The organism is Allobosea sp. OAE752 (assembly GCF_050433265.1).
Classification (GTDB): domain Bacteria; phylum Pseudomonadota; class Alphaproteobacteria; order Rhizobiales; family Beijerinckiaceae; genus Allobosea; species Allobosea spartocytisi.
Genome location: NZ_JBNPXO010000004.1, coordinates 70,922 through 85,639, shown reverse-complemented (window position 1 = coordinate 85,639; position 14,718 = coordinate 70,922). Strand labels below are relative to the sequence as shown.

Genomic DNA, 14,718 nt, shown 5'->3' with positions numbered 1-14,718 from the left:
TTTTTGGAGCACGGCATGCGGGTCTCCCGAGAGCAAGCGGCACAGAACAGGGAGCGGGTGATCGAGACGGCGAGCCGGCTCTTTCGCGAGCACGGCTTCGACGGCATTGGCCTCAAGGACCTGATGGCCGGAGCCGGCCTGACGCAGGGCGGCTTCTACAAGCAGTTCGCCTCGAAGGATGAATTGACAGCGCTGGCATCGCGGCGAGCGATCGCCAGTTCGGCCGAGCGCTGGTCGTCCGCAGCCGCCTCTCGCCCGGACGACCCGCTCTCGGCCGTGGCGGAGTTCTACCTCAGCCCGGAGCACGTCGCGGAGCGCGCCGAAGGATGCGCGTTCGTCGCGCTCGCATCCGACGCGGCCCGGCAGGGCCCGGAGGTGAAGGCCGAGTTCGAAGCCGGCATCCGCGCGAACCTCGACATGATCGCAAGCCTGTCCGGTGAGGAGAACAGCGATGCGCTTCTGGCAAAACTGTCGATGATGGTCGGTGCGGTCCTGCTGTCGAGGACGGTCAACGACGAAACGCTGGCGCGCCGGATCCTGAACGCAGCCGGCTCCCAGCTTGACGGCCATACGAAAACGACCAAAGGCGCGCAGTAAGCGCAGCAGAAACCGCGCTCGACGGACCGCGGCTGGCTTCGCAATCGGGCGTCGATCCGCTTCGATCCGAGGTCCACGTCGTCAGTGGCCCCATCGTCCTGCTTCCCGCGGACCCGGCCGCCCTCGGCATGCTGGCGGGCCTGCCAGTCCGCCATGCCGCGCCAGGTACCGTGCGACTTCGCCACCACCGGTATAGCAGATATCGCCGAACGGTTTTCCCAATCGGACGGCGAACATGGGGTGTCGGTGTTGAGCGGAAGCGATTGATCCTCGATGCGGATCGCTCGTAAGCTCGCAACGGGACACAGCATCGATCGCACGGACTATGCCGACGCCTCCGGTCGGCCGGGGCATCGGCAAAAGCAGAGCTGCTTTTTCGACACTGGTCGGGCTCGGTTTGCAGATCTTCCGTCGACTCGGGCTGAATTATCGCACACAGGCAGCGGTCAAATCGGCAATCTCATGAGGCCACTCCACAAATATTCGCTCGATGGAGACGAACGCCTCTCGCCATGCGGGGCCACGAACAGCCGCATCTGAAAGGCAGCGTCATGGGACTTCGCTTCATCTTCATGCTGACGCGCAACGACCGCACGGTCGAGGACGCCGCGCAGCAGCTGCAGACTGCGCTCAGCCTCGGCGTCCGCCATATCGGCTTCAAGGATATCGGTCTCCCGATCTCGCAGCTCAAGGCACTGAACGCTGCGATCAAGGCGGGGGGAGCGACCTCCTATCTCGAGGTCGTCTCGCTCGACCGCGACAGCGAGACCGCATCGGCCAGGGCCGCCCTCGACATCGGTGTCGACATGCTGCTCGGCGGCACTCACGCCGAGGATGTGCTGCCGATCATTGCAGGCTCGTCGATCCAATACTGCCCCTTCCCTGGGCGCATCGTCGGCCACCCAAGCGTGCTGGAAGGCAGCATCGAGGAGATCGTCGACAGCGCGAGGTCGCTCGCCGCGCGCGACGGCGTGCATGGGCTCGATCTCCTCGCCTATCGCTCCAAGGGCGACGTTCCAGCTCTGATGATGGCGGTCTGTAAGGCGGTCTCGAAGCCGGTCTACATCGCCGGGTCGATCGACACGCCCGAGCGCATCGCCATCGTGAAGGAGGCTGGTGCAGCCGGCTTCACCATCGGCACTGCCGCTCTTGACGGCAAGTACCCCGCCGGCAGCAAGTGCGTGCCCGACCAGCTCTCCGCCATCATCCGCGACGTCGCGCGGCTGAACAACCATCTCTCGCCGTTCAGCAAGAACAACCTCGCCGCCTCCTTCGCGGGGCTGCCGACCTCCGGCGAGGCCATCGTCCCCGGCCGCATCAACGGAATGGCGATCAAGCTCGTCCGCATCGAGTCCCCCTCGGCCTGGCGCTTCGAGCTGAACGACGACAAGCTCGTCTTCGTGCACAGGGGCACCCTGCTCATGGAGTTCCGCGATCGCGAGGAAACCGTGCGCGAAGGCGAGTTCATCGTAATTCCGCACGGCGTCGAGCATCGGCCGGCTGCGTCCGCGGGCTCCTGCGAGGCCGTGGTCATCGCGCCGGCTTGAGGCCCGCCAAGGCGTTGGACGACCGCGATTGGCATACCCGCCTCGCGGAGGTCGCTTTTATGATCGCGTGACCGAAGGCACGGTCCCTGACCTAAGCGAAACCCGAAAGCTCATGGGCGACATAGGGCTCCTCCAGGGCGGCGATATCCGTCTCGGAGAGCCTCAAAGGCAGCGCCGCCAGCGCATCGTCGAGCTGCGCCATCTTGGTGGCGCCGATCAGAGGCGCCGTGACGCCGTTCTTGTGCAGCAGCCAGGCCAGCGCGATCTGGGCGCGCGGAACCCCGCGCTGTTCTGCGATGTCCCCCACCCGGTCGACCACGGCACGGTCGGCGCTCTTTGACTTGTCGTAAAAGCCCTTGCCGACCTCATCGGCCGCGGCACGCGCCGTCGCCGGCTCGTCCTGCCAGGGCCGCGTCAGCCGGCCGCGCGCCAGCGGCGACCACGGCACCACGCCGATGCCCTCGGAGCGGCAGAGCGGCAGCATCTCGCGCTCCTCCTCACGGTAAAGGAGGTTCAGATGGTTCTGCATCGAAACGAACGGCGCCCAGCCATGCTGGCGCTGCAAGCCCAACGCCTTCATGAATTGCCAGGCATGCATGGAGGACGCGCCGAGATAGCGCGCCTTGCCCGCCTTCACGACGTCGCTCAGCGCCTCCAGCGTCTCCTCGATCGGCGTCTCATAATCCCAGCGATGGATCTGGTAGAGATCGACATAGTCGGTGCCGAGGCGCTTCAGGCTGGCGTCGATCTCGGAGAAGATCGCCTTGCGCGATAGGCCCTGGCCGTTCGCGTCGGGACGCATCCGGCCATAGACCTTGGTGGCAATGACGACCGCCTCGCGCGTCGTGAAGTCGCGGATGGCGCGGCCGAGCACCTCCTCGCTGGCGCCGTCCGAATAGACATTCGCCGTGTCGAAGAAGTTGATGCCGGCTTCCAGCGCCTTGCGGATGAAGGGGCGCCCCTCCTCCTCACCCATCACCCAGCTATGATTGCCGCGGGTCGGGTCGCCATAGCTCATGCAGCCCAGGGCGATGCGCGATACTTTGAGGCCGCTGCGGCCGAGATTGCGATAGTCCATGATGTCCTCGGAACGGATCGAAGGCCGGTTCAGTCGGTGAAGATCGCGCTGTCCATGAGCTGCGGATCGCGGGGAATGAGCGGCATGAAGTCCATCCGCTCGAGGATGTCGCGGCGGATATCGACGCCGGGCGCGACTTCGCTCAGGACGAGCCCCTCGTTTTCGAGGTTGAAGACAGCCCGCTCCGTCACGAACACCGCCTTGTGGCCGCGCTTCAGCGCCTGCTGGCCGGAATAGGTGATCTGCTCGACCTTGCCGACAAGCTTTCGCACATGGCCGTGCTGTGCGATCGTCAGCTTGCCGTCGCCGAGCTGAAGCTTGCTGCCCTTGGTATCGAAGGTTCCGCAGAACACGACCTTCTTCGCGTTCTGCGCGATGTCCATGAAGCCGCCGGGCCCGACGGTCAGGCCGCCGAGCTTGGAGACGTTGACGTCACCCGCCTCGTCGAGCTCGCCGAAGCCGAGGAAGGCCGTGTCGAGCCCGCCGCCGGCATAGAAGTCGAACTGCGAGGGGCCGTCGATCATAGCCGAGGCGCTGCGCGCGAAGCCGAAGAGCAGGCCCACGAGCAGCGAGCCGCCATAGGTGCCGTGCTCGATGGTCTGGTAATAGCGCCCGACCTCGCCGCGCTCGGCGACCATCTTGGCGACGCCCTCGCCGATGCCGACGCCGAAATTGATGACATCGCCCTCGGTCAATTCCTGGTAGGCGCGCCGGGCGATCAGCGAACGAATGTTGAGCGGCTCCGGCGGATCGAGCGGGGTGGGCCCGCGGCGCTCGCCGGAGATCAGCGGATCATAGGGCAGGTCGTAGCTCATGCGCTGATCGGGATCGACCACCACCGCGTCGACGATGGCGCCGGGAACCCGGACCGATCGCGCCGGCAGCGAGTTCACATCCACCGCCGTGCGGACCTGCGCGATGACGATGCCACCGGAATTATGCGCCGCGAGGGCCGCCGCATAGACATCGACATTCGCGGCCTCCTGATCGAGGCTGATATTGCCGTCGGCATCGCCGAAGGAGCCGCGGATGATCGCAACATTGATCGGGAAGGATTTGTACCAGAGCAATTCCTGCCCGCCGAGATTGACGACCTCGACCAGATCCTCCTTGGCGGAGGCGTTCATCTTGCCGCCCTGGTGCCGCGGGTCGACGAAGGTGCCGAGGCCAACATGGGTGAACAGGCCCGGCCGCTGCCCGCCGATCTCGCGATAGAGCTGCATCACACAGCCGCTCGGCAGGACATAGGCCTCGATCTTCTCGTCGCGGGCCATCTCCTGCATCTTCGGCGACCAGACCCAGTGGCCGCCGATGACGCGCTTGACCAGCCCCTCATGGGCGAAGTGGTTCATCCCCTCGCTCTTCTTGTCGCCGATCCCGAGCGCATGGAGCACGGTGAGCTGGCGCGGATAGCCGGTCGAGAGGAAGCGGCGGGAGACCGCGCGGAAGGTATGTGTCGCCTCCATCAAGCCGCCGCCGCCGCCGACCAGCGCGACGGTGTCGCCATCCTTGATCAGTCCGACGGCCTGATCGGCGCTCATGAACTTGTTGCGGGCCATCAGTTGGCCTCCGCCTGGCCTGCGTCCGGCTTGCGCGGCACCATCAGCCGGTGCTCGCCCTCCTGGACCACCTCGCCATGCTGGTTGAGGAGCGCGATGGCGATGGTCAGGATGCCCATGTCGCTGCGGCTCTTCGGGATGCGCATATCGGCGACGCGGAACTTGACCTGCAAGGTGTCACCGATCCGGATCGGCTTCTTGAAGTTCCAGCTCCAGCCGAGCGCGATGCCGTCATGGAAGAAGCCGGACTGCACCTTCATGCCGTCGGTCAGCGACAAACCCATCAGCCCATGGGCGATGCGTCCGCCGAACACCGTCGACCGGGCATAAACCTCGTCCATATGGATCGGCGAGAAGTCGCCGGCGACGCCGGCATAGGCCAGGACATGGCCCTCGGTGACGGTGACGCGCGGCGTCAGGCGTTCGTCGCCGATCTGGATCTCTTCGTAGAACTTGCCCGGAAGCATGATGGGTCCCTTTGGAAAACGTCCGCGGCGATGGGCGCTGCCCGCGCGGCTTGCGATGCGTCAGTGCAGGAGCTGCCCGAGGAAGGCTTGCGTCCGGGGATTCTGCGGGTTCGCGAAGAAGGGCTCAGGCTTGCCCATCTCGACGATCTGTCCGGCATCCATGAAGATCACGCGGTCGGCGACCTTGCGGGCGAAGCCCATCTCATGGGTGACGCAGAGCATCGTCATGCCGTCCTCGGCGAGGCCGACCATGGTGTCGAGCACCTCCTTGACCATCTCGGGGTCAAGCGCCGAGGTCGGCTCGTCGAACAGCATGATCTTGGGCGTCATGCAGAGCGCGCGGGCAATCGCGACGCGCTGCTGCTGGCCGCCGGAAAGCTGCGCCGGATATTTCAGCGCCTGATCGGCGATCCGCACGCGGGTGAGAAAGCGCATCGCCAGCTCCTGCGCCTCCTTCTTCCGCGTGCCGCGCACCTTCATCGGCGCCAGCATGCAGTTCTCCATCACCGTCAGATGGGGAAAGAGGTTGAACTGCTGGAACACCATGCCGACTTCGGCGCGCACGGTGTCGATGTTCTTCTGCCCGGCGCCGAGATCGTATCCGTCGACGACGAGGCGTCCTTCCTGATAGCGCTCGAGGCTGTTGACGCAGCGGATCAGCGTCGATTTGCCGGAGCCCGACGGCCCGCAGATGACGATCCGCTCACCGCGCGCAACGGTCAGCGCGATGTCCTGCAGGACCTGGAAGGTGCCGAACCATTTCCGCAGGCCCGCGATCTCGATGATCGGGGCGTCGGCGGATGCACTCGCGCGGCTTCGTTGATCGGGATTGACTGACATGGTCTTGCTCATTCCGAAGAGTGGCGGGCGGCGGGGACGCCGCCCGCGCGCGGTTACTGCACCATCGAAACCGGGAGCGCGGCTTCGCCCTCGCCCGTCTTCGGCATCTCGGCGAGCTCACCGCCGATCCACTTCTTGTAGAGCGCCGGCAACTCGCCGCTCGCCAGCTTGCGGGCGACGAAATCGCTGAGATAATCGGCCCATTCGCGCGAGCCGGGCCGCACCGCGAAGGCGTTGTAGGCGCGCGCCACGATGAACTTCTGCTCGAACTTGCCGGGACCGGCCACCTGGGCGATGTTCGGAACCTGGGTCGCGGCGCCGCCGATCATGTCGACCTGTCCCGCGATCAGCGCCTGCACGGTGGCGGCGTCGTCGTCGAAGCGCTGGATGGTGGCACCCGCCGGCGCCGCCTTGGTGATGGCGATGTCCTGCGGCGTGCCGCGCGGAACGCCGACCCGGACGCCCTTCAGGTCGTTCCAGCCTTTGATGTTGGCCGAGGCCTTGCCGATATAGATCGTGTCGTTGGTGGTGTAGGGCCGCGAGAACAGCACGACCTTTTGCCGGTCGGCGAAGATGCCCATCACCGCCGCCAGCACGTCGACCTGGCCGGTCAGCAGCGCGGCGACGCGGTTGCTCGACGTGACCGGCGTGACCTCGGCCTTCACGCCGAGATCCTTCGCCAGCATCTCGCCGAGCTCGATGTCGAAGCCCGTCAGCTTGCCGGAAGCATCACTGAAGCCCCAGGGCACCTGGGAGACCTGCGAGCCGATCTTGAGCACGCCGCCCTTCTTGATCGACTCCACCGTCTGCGCCGCAGCGGCTCCGGCCATCGCGGATGCGGCTGCCAGCACGATGGCCGAAGCCAGCGCCATACGCCGGAACGTCTGAATCCAGTTCATGGGTGTTTCCTCCGGTTGATGTTGTTTTCAGGGGTCGTCAGGTCTTCACGGCGAAGCGCTTCTCGAGGCGCATGCTCAGGCGTGAAAGCGGGAAGCAGAGGACGAAGTAGACGATCGCCGCGCAGCCATAGGCGAGCAGCGGCTTGTAGGTCGCGCTGGCGATGATCTGGGCGGCGCGGGACAATTCGACGAAGCCGATGATCGCGGCAAGCGAAGTGCCCTTGATGAGCTGCACCATGAAGCCGACGGTCGGCGCGACGGAGATCCGCATCGCCTGCGGCAGCACGACGTTGCGCATGCGGGAGGCATAGCTCAGGCCCAGAGCATAGGCGGCCTCGGTCTGCCCGCGCGGCACGGCCTGGATGCTGCCGCGCCAGATCTCTCCGAGGAAGGCGCTGGCATGCAGCGTGAAGCCGATGGCGACGGCGATCCAGGGGTTCACCTTGTAGCCGAGCACCGGCAACCCGTAGAACACGAGGAAGAGCTGCATCAGCAGCGGCGTTCCCTGGAAGAAATCGATATAGAAGCCGGCGCAGCGCTGCAGCCATGTCCGTTCCGAGGTCCGCATCAGCGCAACCGCGAGCCCGACGACACCGCCGCCGACGAAGGCGATCAGGGAGAGAAGGATCGTCGCCTGCACACCCGAGAGGATGGCGAGCGCTTCCGGCAGACCGAATTGCCTGATCATGGCGCCCTCACTTCACCGGATAGGAGAAATAGACGCGGTCGATCAGCTTGAACAAAGTCGCGAAGCCGAACGACATCGTCAGGTAGAGGATCGTCGCGACGATGTAGATCTCGAAGCTGCGGAAGGTCAGCGTATCGATCGACTGGGCGATCGAGGTCAGCTCCTCCGCCGAGATCGAGGAGACGATGCTGGTCGTCAGCAGCGTCAGCACGAACTGGCCGGACAGAGCCGGGAAGATGATCCGCAGCGCCGGCTTCAGGACGATGTGGCGGAAGATCTGCAGCGGCTTGAGGCCGAGCGCCGTGCCGGCCTCGTACTGGCCGCGCGCGATCGCGTCGATGCCGCCGCGGATGACCTCCGCCGAGAAGGCGCCGCAGTTGAGGCTCAGCGCCAGGATGGCGGCGCTCCAGGGCTGGAAGCTGATGCCGAGCGCCGGCAGGCCGAAGAAGATGAAGAAGACCTGCACCAGGAACGGCGTGTTCCGGATGATCTCGACATAGGTGCCGGCCGCGATCCGCGCCGCCGTGGACCGGCTTCGCTTGGCAAGCGCCGTCAGGATGCCGATCGTGAGCCCGGCCGAGATCGAGATCGCCGAGAGCAGGATCGTCAGCCAGCAGCCGCGCAGCAGCTGCTCCCAATAGGGAAGCAGGACCGAGAAATCGAACTGATACGTCAAGGTTTCCTCCAGGCGCCCCGGTCTTTCGCCGGGGTCGGTGTCTCAGGGGATGCGGAAGAACTCCCGGTAGAGGGGAATCTGCTCGTTCAGCATCGGAAGTCCGGGATGCGTCCGCAGGCCGCGCGCAGCAGCCTCGCGCAGAAGCCGCGTCTGCGCCGGCTTCATGATGATGTCGGCGACGATCGCTTCGGCGCGCAGGCCATCCAGCGCGAAGGGCAGCGGGTCATCCTCGCGCAAGCCCTGCGGCGTGGCGTTCACCACCACGTCGCTCGCCGGATCGAGAGAGCTTGCGGCCCGCGCAAGACCCGGCCAGCGCTCGCCAAGACGGTCCGCGAGCGCTTCTGCCCGCGCCGGATCGATATCGACGACCGACACTGCCGATGCCCCCGCCTGCAGGACCGCGGCGGCGATCGCGACGCCCGCCCCTCCCGCGCCGACGAGGGTGAGGCGCCTGCCCGCGATGGCGTGGCCGGCGCCGAGAAGACCCCGCACAAAGCCCGCCCCGTCGAAATTGTCGCCAGACCAACTGCCGTCTGCCTCGCGCCGCATCGCATTGACGGACCCCGCCAGCCGCGCGGCCTCGCTGAGCCGATCCGCGTGATGGCAGACCGCGAGCTTGTGCGGCACCGTGACGAGGAAGCCGTCGAGATTGCCGATCCGCTTCAGGCCTTCGACGACGGCAGCCAGATCGCCGGGCGGCACCTCCACCGGAATCAGTGCGGCATCCACGCCCCGCTCGCGGAAGAGCCGGTTCATCATGGCCGGCGCCATGACCTGCGCCACCGGGTCGCCGAGCACGGCGAAGAGGCGCGTGCGACCGGTGATCGACTCCACGGCCGGAGCATCGCGCTTGTCGTTGACGAAGGAGGCTACCGCCACGGATCGGGCCCGTTCGATAAAGTGGAACTGGTTCCATAAATATCATAGTTCCACTGCGGTCAAGAGAAGTGACACTGCGTTCCAATTTGAATAAGCTTCCAATTGGAATGGAGGCGCCATGGATCGGGCGATCGCGATTATCGAGATGCTGTCGCGCCACGCCGGCGGCCTGCCGCTGATGGCGATCGCCGACGCATTGGCGATCCCCCGCAGTGCGACGCACAGGCTGCTCGCCGATCTCAAGGACGAAGGCTATGTCCGCCAGGAGTTCGAGGGCGGGGCCTATCGGCTGACGGCCAAGATCGTCGCGCTCGGCTTCAGCCACCTGGCTTCCGCCGGGGTGACCACCCGGATCCAGCCGCTTCTCGACCAGCTCGCCGACAAGACCGGCGAGCTGGTGACGCTGGCCGTGATCCACGACGAGAAACTGATCCGCGTCGCGAAGGCGCAAGGTGCGCGGCGCGGGCTGCTCTACAACCCCGATGAAGGCGCCGAGGTCTATCTGGCCGCGACCTCGAACGGCCATGCCTGGTTGTCCTGCCTGGACGAGGACGAGGCGCTGCAATTGGCGGCCCGGCAGGGCCTGAAGCGCGAGGGATACGGCCCCAACGCGCCGCGGACGATGCGCGAGCTGCTGGGCTTCGTCGAGACCGCACGGGAACTGGGCTACGCCAAGATCTTCGAGACCTACGAGCCAGGAACCGCGGCCATCGCCGTCGCGGCTTTCAGCGAGCGCTCGAAACGCCCGATCGGCACGATCAGCGTTGCCGGCCCCGTCATCCGCATGACGAGCGAAGCGATGGATCGCATCCTGCCGCCGCTGCGCGAAACGGCGGAGGCGATCGCCAAGGCCAGCGAGGAACTGCCCTTATTCCCCGGGACGGCGCACTGACATGTCCAGTCGAATCCGGGCTCTCGGCATGCTTGAAACATTGGCGCAGTATCCGAACGGCCTTGCCCCGCGCGAACTGGCGCAACTGCTGAAGATTCCACAGGCCGCAGCCGAGCGGACGGTTCAGGGGCTCGTCGAAGGCGGCTTCGTCTTCCGCTCGCCCGATGGCGCGGTGCGCCTCAGCGTCAAGCTCGCGGCGCTGGGGCTCGCCTATCTCGGAACCAGCGGCATCACCGACCTCGTCCAGCCCATTCTCGACGACCTCGCCAAACGAACGGGGGAATTGGTGAGGCTCGCGGTCGTCGAAAGCGACCATCTGACCTGGGTCGCCAAATCCCAGAGCGCGCAAAGCGGACTGTTCTACGTCCCCCATACCGAGACCGAAGTCTATCTTGCCGCCACCGCGAACGGGCAGGCCTGGCTCGCGAGCCTCGACGATGCGCAGCTGCGCATGGTGGTCGAAAGACAAGGCTTGCATCGGCCGGATCTGGGGCCCAACGCGCCGCGCACGATCGATCAGCTGCTCGAGCAAATCGAGCAGACGCGCAGGCTCGGCTACGCCTGCGTGACCGAGGCCTACGAGGTCGGCACATCAGCCATGGCCACCGCGATCCGCAAGCGCGGCGTCGGGCATCCGGTCGGAACGATCAGCGTAGCAGGCCCGACAATCCGGATGACCCGGGAACGGATGGCCGAGATTGCCCCCTGGCTGCAGGCGAGCGCCAACGAACTCGGAGCGGCGGCGGCTTCATCACCCTTGTTCAGTCTTCATTAGCTGGCCCTGATCGGGCCACGCTCGTAGCCGGCCGATCGCCGGCGTCCTCCTCGACGGGTCAGCCTTGATCCTGTGTGCTGGCCGCGCCCGGCCCTCGCGCCAAGGGCGGCTTCGGCGCCGGTTGCGCGCGGGCTTTTCCCTTCAGCAGCTCCCAGCTGTTCTGCTGGCTGACGCTGCGCTTGAGATAGGCGATGGCCGCCGCCGCTTCCGCCGGGCTCTGGTCCTGGCGAGCGAGCGTCTCCGCCTCGCCGAAGCGGCCCTGCAGCCCGAGGACGAGGACCAGATTCTGGCGGACGCGCACATCGGCCGCGGGCGTAGCCGCCGCCTCGCGCAGGACGCGCTCCGCCTCCGGCAGGTTCCGCGACAGCGCCAGCGAGAGGCCGAGATTGGACATCACCGTCGGCTCGTTCGGCACGAGCTTCAATGCGGTCTGGTAGAGCTGCTGCGCCCGGTCGTGCTCGCCGAGCTGGTCGGCGACGGTGCCCTGGGCCGAGAGGATGCGCCAATCCGGCCGCTCCGGCGAATGCGCGCGGGAGAGCACTTCGTCGGCCTCGCGCAGCCGGCCATTGTCGGCGAGCGAACGGCCATAGGCCCCGAGCAGTTCGCGATCGTCCTGATGCACGAGCACCGCGTTCTGGAGAACGGCGAGAGCCTGGGCATGTTGTTCGGAGGCGCGCAAGGCACGGGCATAGTAGAACGCCGCGTCACGGTCCTTCGGATTGGCGTCGTAGCGCCTGGCCCAGCTATCGCGCTCGGCCTGCCAGTCGGAGGCCGTGCGCGGCTGAGCCGGCTGGCTGCGGCCGATCGAGCCGGTGATGTCGCCGGGGCCGCCGCGGCTCTGGCAGCCGGCGAGCGCCAGCGCCGCAAGGCCAACGGCGAAACCGAGACCGGCACGCCGGCGATGCGGGAACGGAGGGCGGGAAGCGGGCTGTGTTTGCGACATGGGCCGGATAGCCTCGCGGACTTACGTCCTGATGGGTTCGTCTGGTCGCTCCGGTGATAAAGCGTTAACCCTAATGCATTGTTAACCAGCCGCTCCCGCCGCTCCGAAACCGGTTCCCGCCCGTGCACAGCCTCCTGACCTCCGCCACCGCCGCCGCGATCCCCGTTCATGCCGTTTCCGCGCCGGGCTGGCCCGATCTTCAGGAACGCCTGACGTCCGAGCAGGGGAGCTTCGCGCTGGCGCAGGGCTTCACGGCGCGGACGGGGCAGCATTGCTTCCTGCCGGATGCCCAAGGGCGGCTCGCCGCCGTGCTGCTCGGCCTCGACAGGCCGGGCCGCAACCGCGATCCCTTCGCGCCCGCGCGACTGGCGGCGCAATTGCCGGCGGGGGACTATGCGCTCGCGGGAGAGATCGACGATCCCGACCTGGCCACGCTCGGCTGGCTGCTGCAGGGCTATCGTTTCGACCGCTACCGCAAGCCTGCGCCGGCGAAGGCCCGGCTCGTCCTGCCCGCGGGCGTGGACGGGGCGGAGATCAGCCTGATCGCCGAATCGGCGATGCTGGCGCGTGACCTCGTCAACACGCCGGCCAACGACATGGGCCCCGACGAGATCGAGGCGGCGATCCAGGTGCTCGCGGCCGAATGCGGCGCGAGCGTCACCAGCATCGCCGGCGACGAGTTGATCGCCGAGAACCTGCCGATGATCCATGCGGTCGGCCGGGCCTCGCCACGGGCGCCGCGCCTCATCGATCTGATCTGGGGCGATCCGGCCCATCCGAAGGTCACGCTCGTCGGCAAGGGCGTCGCCTTCGACACTGGCGGGCTCGACATCAAGCCCGCGGCCGCCATGCTGCTGATGAAGAAGGATATGGGCGGGGCGGCCGCCGCCATCGCCGCCGCCCGGATGATCATGCTGGCGAAGCTGCCCGTGCGCCTGCGATTGCTGGTGCCGGCGGTCGAAAACGCGATCTCCGGCTCGGCCTTTCGCCCCGGCGACATCCTGCCCAGCCGCAAGGGCCTCACCGTGGAGATCGGCAACACCGATGCGGAGGGGCGGCTGATCCTCGCCGATGCACTGGCGCTCGCCGACGAGGAGGCGCCGGAGCTGCTGATCGACTTTGCCACGCTGACCGGCGCGGCCCGCACGGCGCTGGGGCCGGAATTGCCGCCCTTCTACACGCATGACGAAGGGCTCGCTGCCGAGATCGCGCGGATCGGCCTCGCGGTGAACGATCCGGTCTGGCGACTGCCGCTCTGGGCTCCCTATGACCGCATGCTCGATTCCAAGATCGCCGATGTGAACCATGTTTCGAGCGGCGGCATGGCCGGCTCCATCACGGCGGCGCTCTTCCTCAACCGCTTCGTCGAACGCACGCAGTCCTACGCCCATTTCGACATCTATGGCTGGAACCCCACAACCAAACCCGGCCGCCCGGAAGGCGGCGAATGCCAGGCGGCGCGATTGAGCTATGCGCTGGCGAAGCAACTCTACCCGGCCGGTTAAGGCTGATCGGCGAAGCCGATTGCGCCTTTCCCCCTGCAGGATAATGATACGGGTCCGTAACGATCTGGAACCCCGTCCGCATGCCGTTGGAGATCAGGCCCTCGCAGGCACTCAGGCTCTGGCGGCAGGTGCATCTCGATCTGGTGCGGGACGGGCAGGCCGATCTCTCGGCCCGCCAGACCGCGATCCTGCTCACGGTCTATCTCGAATTGCCGCCGCATACGGTCAGGGGGCTGGCGAGGCAGCTCGGCGTGACCAAGCCGGTCATCACCCGCGCGCTCGACACGCTCGGCAAGCTCGGCCTGCTCACCCGCAAGCGCGACGAGGAGGACCGGCGCAATGTCGTGATCCAGCGCACCGTCGCAGGGGCGTTGGCCGTGGAGCGGCTGGGAGACCTCGTCACCGAGCATGCGAAGGAGATCGGGGCGGGTTGAGGCCTCCTCCGCCCTGAATCGCTTCGGTGCCTGCGCTCCCGCAATGACGATCTGGTCCGACATGCTCTAGATTGCCGCCATGACCGTGATTCTCGACCGTCGCATCACCGCTTTCCGTCCCGATCTCGCCGCCAGCCATCTGCGCGGGCAGGTCAAGGCACCCGCCTTCGCCGAGCCGCAGCCGATGCGCGTGGTCGCAGCCTCCGCGCCGCTGCGGCGCGAACCGCGACCGGACGCCGCCCTCGATACCGAGGCGCTCGCGGGCGAGCTGGTGCAGGTCTATGAGCGTTATGAGGGCTGGGCCTGGGTTCAACTCGCAGGCGATGGCTATGTCGGCTATCTGCCGGATGATTGCCTGCGAGCCGATGCTCCGGCTCCGACGCATCGCGTCAGCGCGCTCAGGACCTTCGTCTATCCCGGCCCCTCGATCAAATTGCCGCCGCTCGCGGCGCTCTCGCTCAACGCCGCGGTCACGGTGGCAGGAGAAACGGGCGACTTCGCTGTCCTCAGCGATGGCGGCCATGTCTTCCTGAAGCATCTCGCCGCGCTCGACCGCTTCGAGCCCAATTACGTTGGGGTCGCCGAGCGCTTCCTCGGCGTGCCCTATCTCTGGGGCGGCAAGACCAGCCTCGGGCTCGACTGCTCCGGGCTGACGCAGCTCGCCCTCGCGGCCGCCGGCATCGCCGCGCCGCGCGATTCCGACATGCAGGAGGCCGGGCTCGGCGCGGCCGTCGCCTTCGACGAGAGCCTGTCCGGGCTCAAGCGCGGCGACCTGGTCTTCTGGAAGGGCCATGTCGGCATCCTGACCGCTCCCGACACGCTGCTGCACGCCAATGGCCATACGATGGACGTGCATCGCGAGCCGCTGCGCGAGGCGCGCGACCGCATCCGCGACAAGAGCTTCGGCGCGATCACCAGCATCAAGCGGCTGGGATAGAG

At 66.9% G+C, this 14,718-nt stretch carries 16 protein-coding genes; 7 read left to right on the top strand and 9 right to left on the bottom strand.

All coding sequences use genetic code 11. The features are described 5' to 3' along the window. Positions 1-15: 15 nt before the first annotated feature. Together GGC47_RS12085 and GGC47_RS12080 are read left to right on the top strand one after the other, a co-directional pair. Positions 16-597, top strand: a complete 582-nt coding sequence (locus tag GGC47_RS12085) for a TetR/AcrR family transcriptional regulator (protein ID WP_113252774.1) — start codon at positions 16-18, stop codon at positions 595-597. A 551-nt stretch (positions 598-1,148) separates the two neighbouring features. Then, positions 1,149-2,144: a cupin gene (locus GGC47_RS12080; protein WP_142022419.1), complete on the top strand. Its 996-nt coding sequence runs from the start codon at positions 1,149-1,151 to the stop codon at positions 2,142-2,144. Between the two features lie 91 nt (positions 2,145-2,235). On the opposite strand, the gene GGC47_RS12075 is transcribed toward GGC47_RS12080, so the two are convergent. From GGC47_RS12075 to GGC47_RS12040, 8 genes are read right to left on the bottom strand one after another with little or no spacing between them, the layout of a single operon-like run. Then, positions 2,236-3,222 carry an aldo/keto reductase gene (locus GGC47_RS12075; RefSeq protein WP_113252775.1) on the bottom strand — a complete coding sequence of 329 codons (987 nt, stop codon included), beginning with the start codon at positions 3,220-3,222 and terminating at the stop codon, positions 2,236-2,238. Between the two features lie 29 nt (positions 3,223-3,251). Next, complete coding sequence (locus GGC47_RS12070; RefSeq protein WP_113252776.1) at positions 3,252-4,781, bottom strand: acyl CoA:acetate/3-ketoacid CoA transferase; 1,530 nt, start codon at positions 4,779-4,781, stop codon at positions 3,252-3,254. Further along, positions 4,781-5,248, bottom strand: coding sequence for a MaoC family dehydratase (locus GGC47_RS12065; RefSeq protein ID WP_142022420.1), 468 nt, complete (start codon positions 5,246-5,248; stop codon positions 4,781-4,783). The genes GGC47_RS12070 and GGC47_RS12065 overlap by 1 nt, the downstream gene beginning before the upstream one ends. 60 nt (positions 5,249-5,308) lie before the next feature. After that, entirely contained in the window at positions 5,309-6,088 is a 780-nt protein-coding gene (locus GGC47_RS12060; protein ID WP_112762457.1) for an amino acid ABC transporter ATP-binding protein, read from the bottom strand. Between the two features lie 53 nt (positions 6,089-6,141). Next, complete coding sequence (locus tag GGC47_RS12055) at positions 6,142-6,987, bottom strand: transporter substrate-binding domain-containing protein (protein WP_185747981.1); 846 nt, start codon at positions 6,985-6,987, stop codon at positions 6,142-6,144. 37 nt (positions 6,988-7,024) lie between these two features. Then, positions 7,025-7,675, bottom strand: coding sequence for an amino acid ABC transporter permease (locus GGC47_RS12050; RefSeq protein WP_051988233.1), 651 nt, complete (start codon positions 7,673-7,675; stop codon positions 7,025-7,027). Positions 7,676-7,682: 7 nt separating this feature from the next. Then, the gene (locus GGC47_RS12045) at positions 7,683-8,351 is read right to left on the bottom strand and encodes an amino acid ABC transporter permease (protein ID WP_142022421.1); all 669 of its coding nucleotides are present in this window, start codon (positions 8,349-8,351) and stop codon (positions 7,683-7,685) included. A 42-nt stretch (positions 8,352-8,393) separates the two neighbouring features. Continuing rightward, a complete protein-coding gene (locus GGC47_RS12040) occupies positions 8,394-9,230 on the bottom strand; it encodes a shikimate dehydrogenase family protein (RefSeq protein ID WP_429068175.1) in 837 nt (278 codons plus the stop codon). A 118-nt stretch (positions 9,231-9,348) separates the two neighbouring features. Between GGC47_RS12040 and GGC47_RS12035 the strand changes: the two genes are divergently transcribed. After that, positions 9,349-10,122, top strand: coding sequence for an IclR family transcriptional regulator (locus GGC47_RS12035; protein ID WP_038364913.1), 774 nt, complete (start codon positions 9,349-9,351; stop codon positions 10,120-10,122). A 1-nt stretch (position 10,123) separates the two neighbouring features. Then, a complete protein-coding gene (locus GGC47_RS12030) occupies positions 10,124-10,897 on the top strand; it encodes an IclR family transcriptional regulator (RefSeq protein ID WP_038364916.1) in 774 nt (257 codons plus the stop codon). Between the two features lie 58 nt (positions 10,898-10,955). On the opposite strand, the gene GGC47_RS12025 is transcribed toward GGC47_RS12030, so the two are convergent. After that, positions 10,956-11,840, bottom strand: coding sequence for a tetratricopeptide repeat protein (locus tag GGC47_RS12025; RefSeq protein ID WP_429068172.1), 885 nt, complete (start codon positions 11,838-11,840; stop codon positions 10,956-10,958). Between the two features lie 122 nt (positions 11,841-11,962). Between GGC47_RS12025 and GGC47_RS12020 the strand changes: the two genes are divergently transcribed. The 3 genes from GGC47_RS12020 to GGC47_RS12010 all read left to right on the top strand — a co-directional run bounded on the left by GGC47_RS12020 (position 11,963) and on the right by GGC47_RS12010 (position 14,716). After that, positions 11,963-13,345: a leucyl aminopeptidase family protein gene (locus GGC47_RS12020; RefSeq protein ID WP_429068169.1), complete on the top strand. Its 1,383-nt coding sequence runs from the start codon at positions 11,963-11,965 to the stop codon at positions 13,343-13,345. Positions 13,346-13,425: 80 nt separating this feature from the next. Continuing rightward, entirely contained in the window at positions 13,426-13,779 is a 354-nt protein-coding gene (locus GGC47_RS12015) for a MarR family transcriptional regulator (protein ID WP_112762455.1), read from the top strand. 79 nt (positions 13,780-13,858) lie between these two features. Further along, on the top strand, positions 13,859-14,716 hold the full coding sequence (locus tag GGC47_RS12010) for a C40 family peptidase (protein ID WP_429068166.1): 858 nt from the start codon (positions 13,859-13,861) through the stop codon (positions 14,714-14,716). Positions 14,717-14,718: the final 2 nt, after the last annotated feature.

What these genes read in the sequence shown, in the direction of transcription:
- GGC47_RS12070 (WP_113252776.1), bottom strand. Translation starts at nt 4,781, where the DNA reads ATGGCCCGCAACAAGTTCATGAGCGCCGATCAGGCCGTCGGACTGATC.
- GGC47_RS12035 (WP_038364913.1), top strand. Translation starts at nt 9,349, where the DNA reads ATGGATCGGGCGATCGCGATTATCGAGATGCTGTCGCGCCACGCCGGC.
- GGC47_RS12075 (WP_113252775.1), bottom strand. Translation starts at nt 3,222, where the DNA reads ATGGACTATCGCAATCTCGGCCGCAGCGGCCTCAAAGTATCGCGCATC.
- GGC47_RS12060 (WP_112762457.1), bottom strand. Translation starts at nt 6,088, where the DNA reads ATGTCAGTCAATCCCGATCAACGAAGCCGCGCGAGTGCATCCGCCGAC.
- GGC47_RS12065 (WP_142022420.1), bottom strand. Translation starts at nt 5,248, where the DNA reads ATGCTTCCGGGCAAGTTCTACGAAGAGATCCAGATCGGCGACGAACGC.
- GGC47_RS12015 (WP_112762455.1), top strand. Translation starts at nt 13,426, where the DNA reads ATGCCGTTGGAGATCAGGCCCTCGCAGGCACTCAGGCTCTGGCGGCAG.
- GGC47_RS12050 (WP_051988233.1), bottom strand. Translation starts at nt 7,675, where the DNA reads ATGATCAGGCAATTCGGTCTGCCGGAAGCGCTCGCCATCCTCTCGGGT.
- GGC47_RS12085 (WP_113252774.1), top strand. Translation starts at nt 16, where the DNA reads ATGCGGGTCTCCCGAGAGCAAGCGGCACAGAACAGGGAGCGGGTGATC.
- GGC47_RS12025 (WP_429068172.1), bottom strand. Translation starts at nt 11,840, where the DNA reads ATGTCGCAAACACAGCCCGCTTCCCGCCCTCCGTTCCCGCATCGCCGG.
- GGC47_RS12080 (WP_142022419.1), top strand. Translation starts at nt 1,149, where the DNA reads ATGGGACTTCGCTTCATCTTCATGCTGACGCGCAACGACCGCACGGTC.
- GGC47_RS12030 (WP_038364916.1), top strand. Translation starts at nt 10,124, where the DNA reads ATGTCCAGTCGAATCCGGGCTCTCGGCATGCTTGAAACATTGGCGCAG.
- GGC47_RS12010 (WP_429068166.1), top strand. Translation starts at nt 13,859, where the DNA reads ATGACCGTGATTCTCGACCGTCGCATCACCGCTTTCCGTCCCGATCTC.
- GGC47_RS12055 (WP_185747981.1), bottom strand. Translation starts at nt 6,987, where the DNA reads ATGAACTGGATTCAGACGTTCCGGCGTATGGCGCTGGCTTCGGCCATC.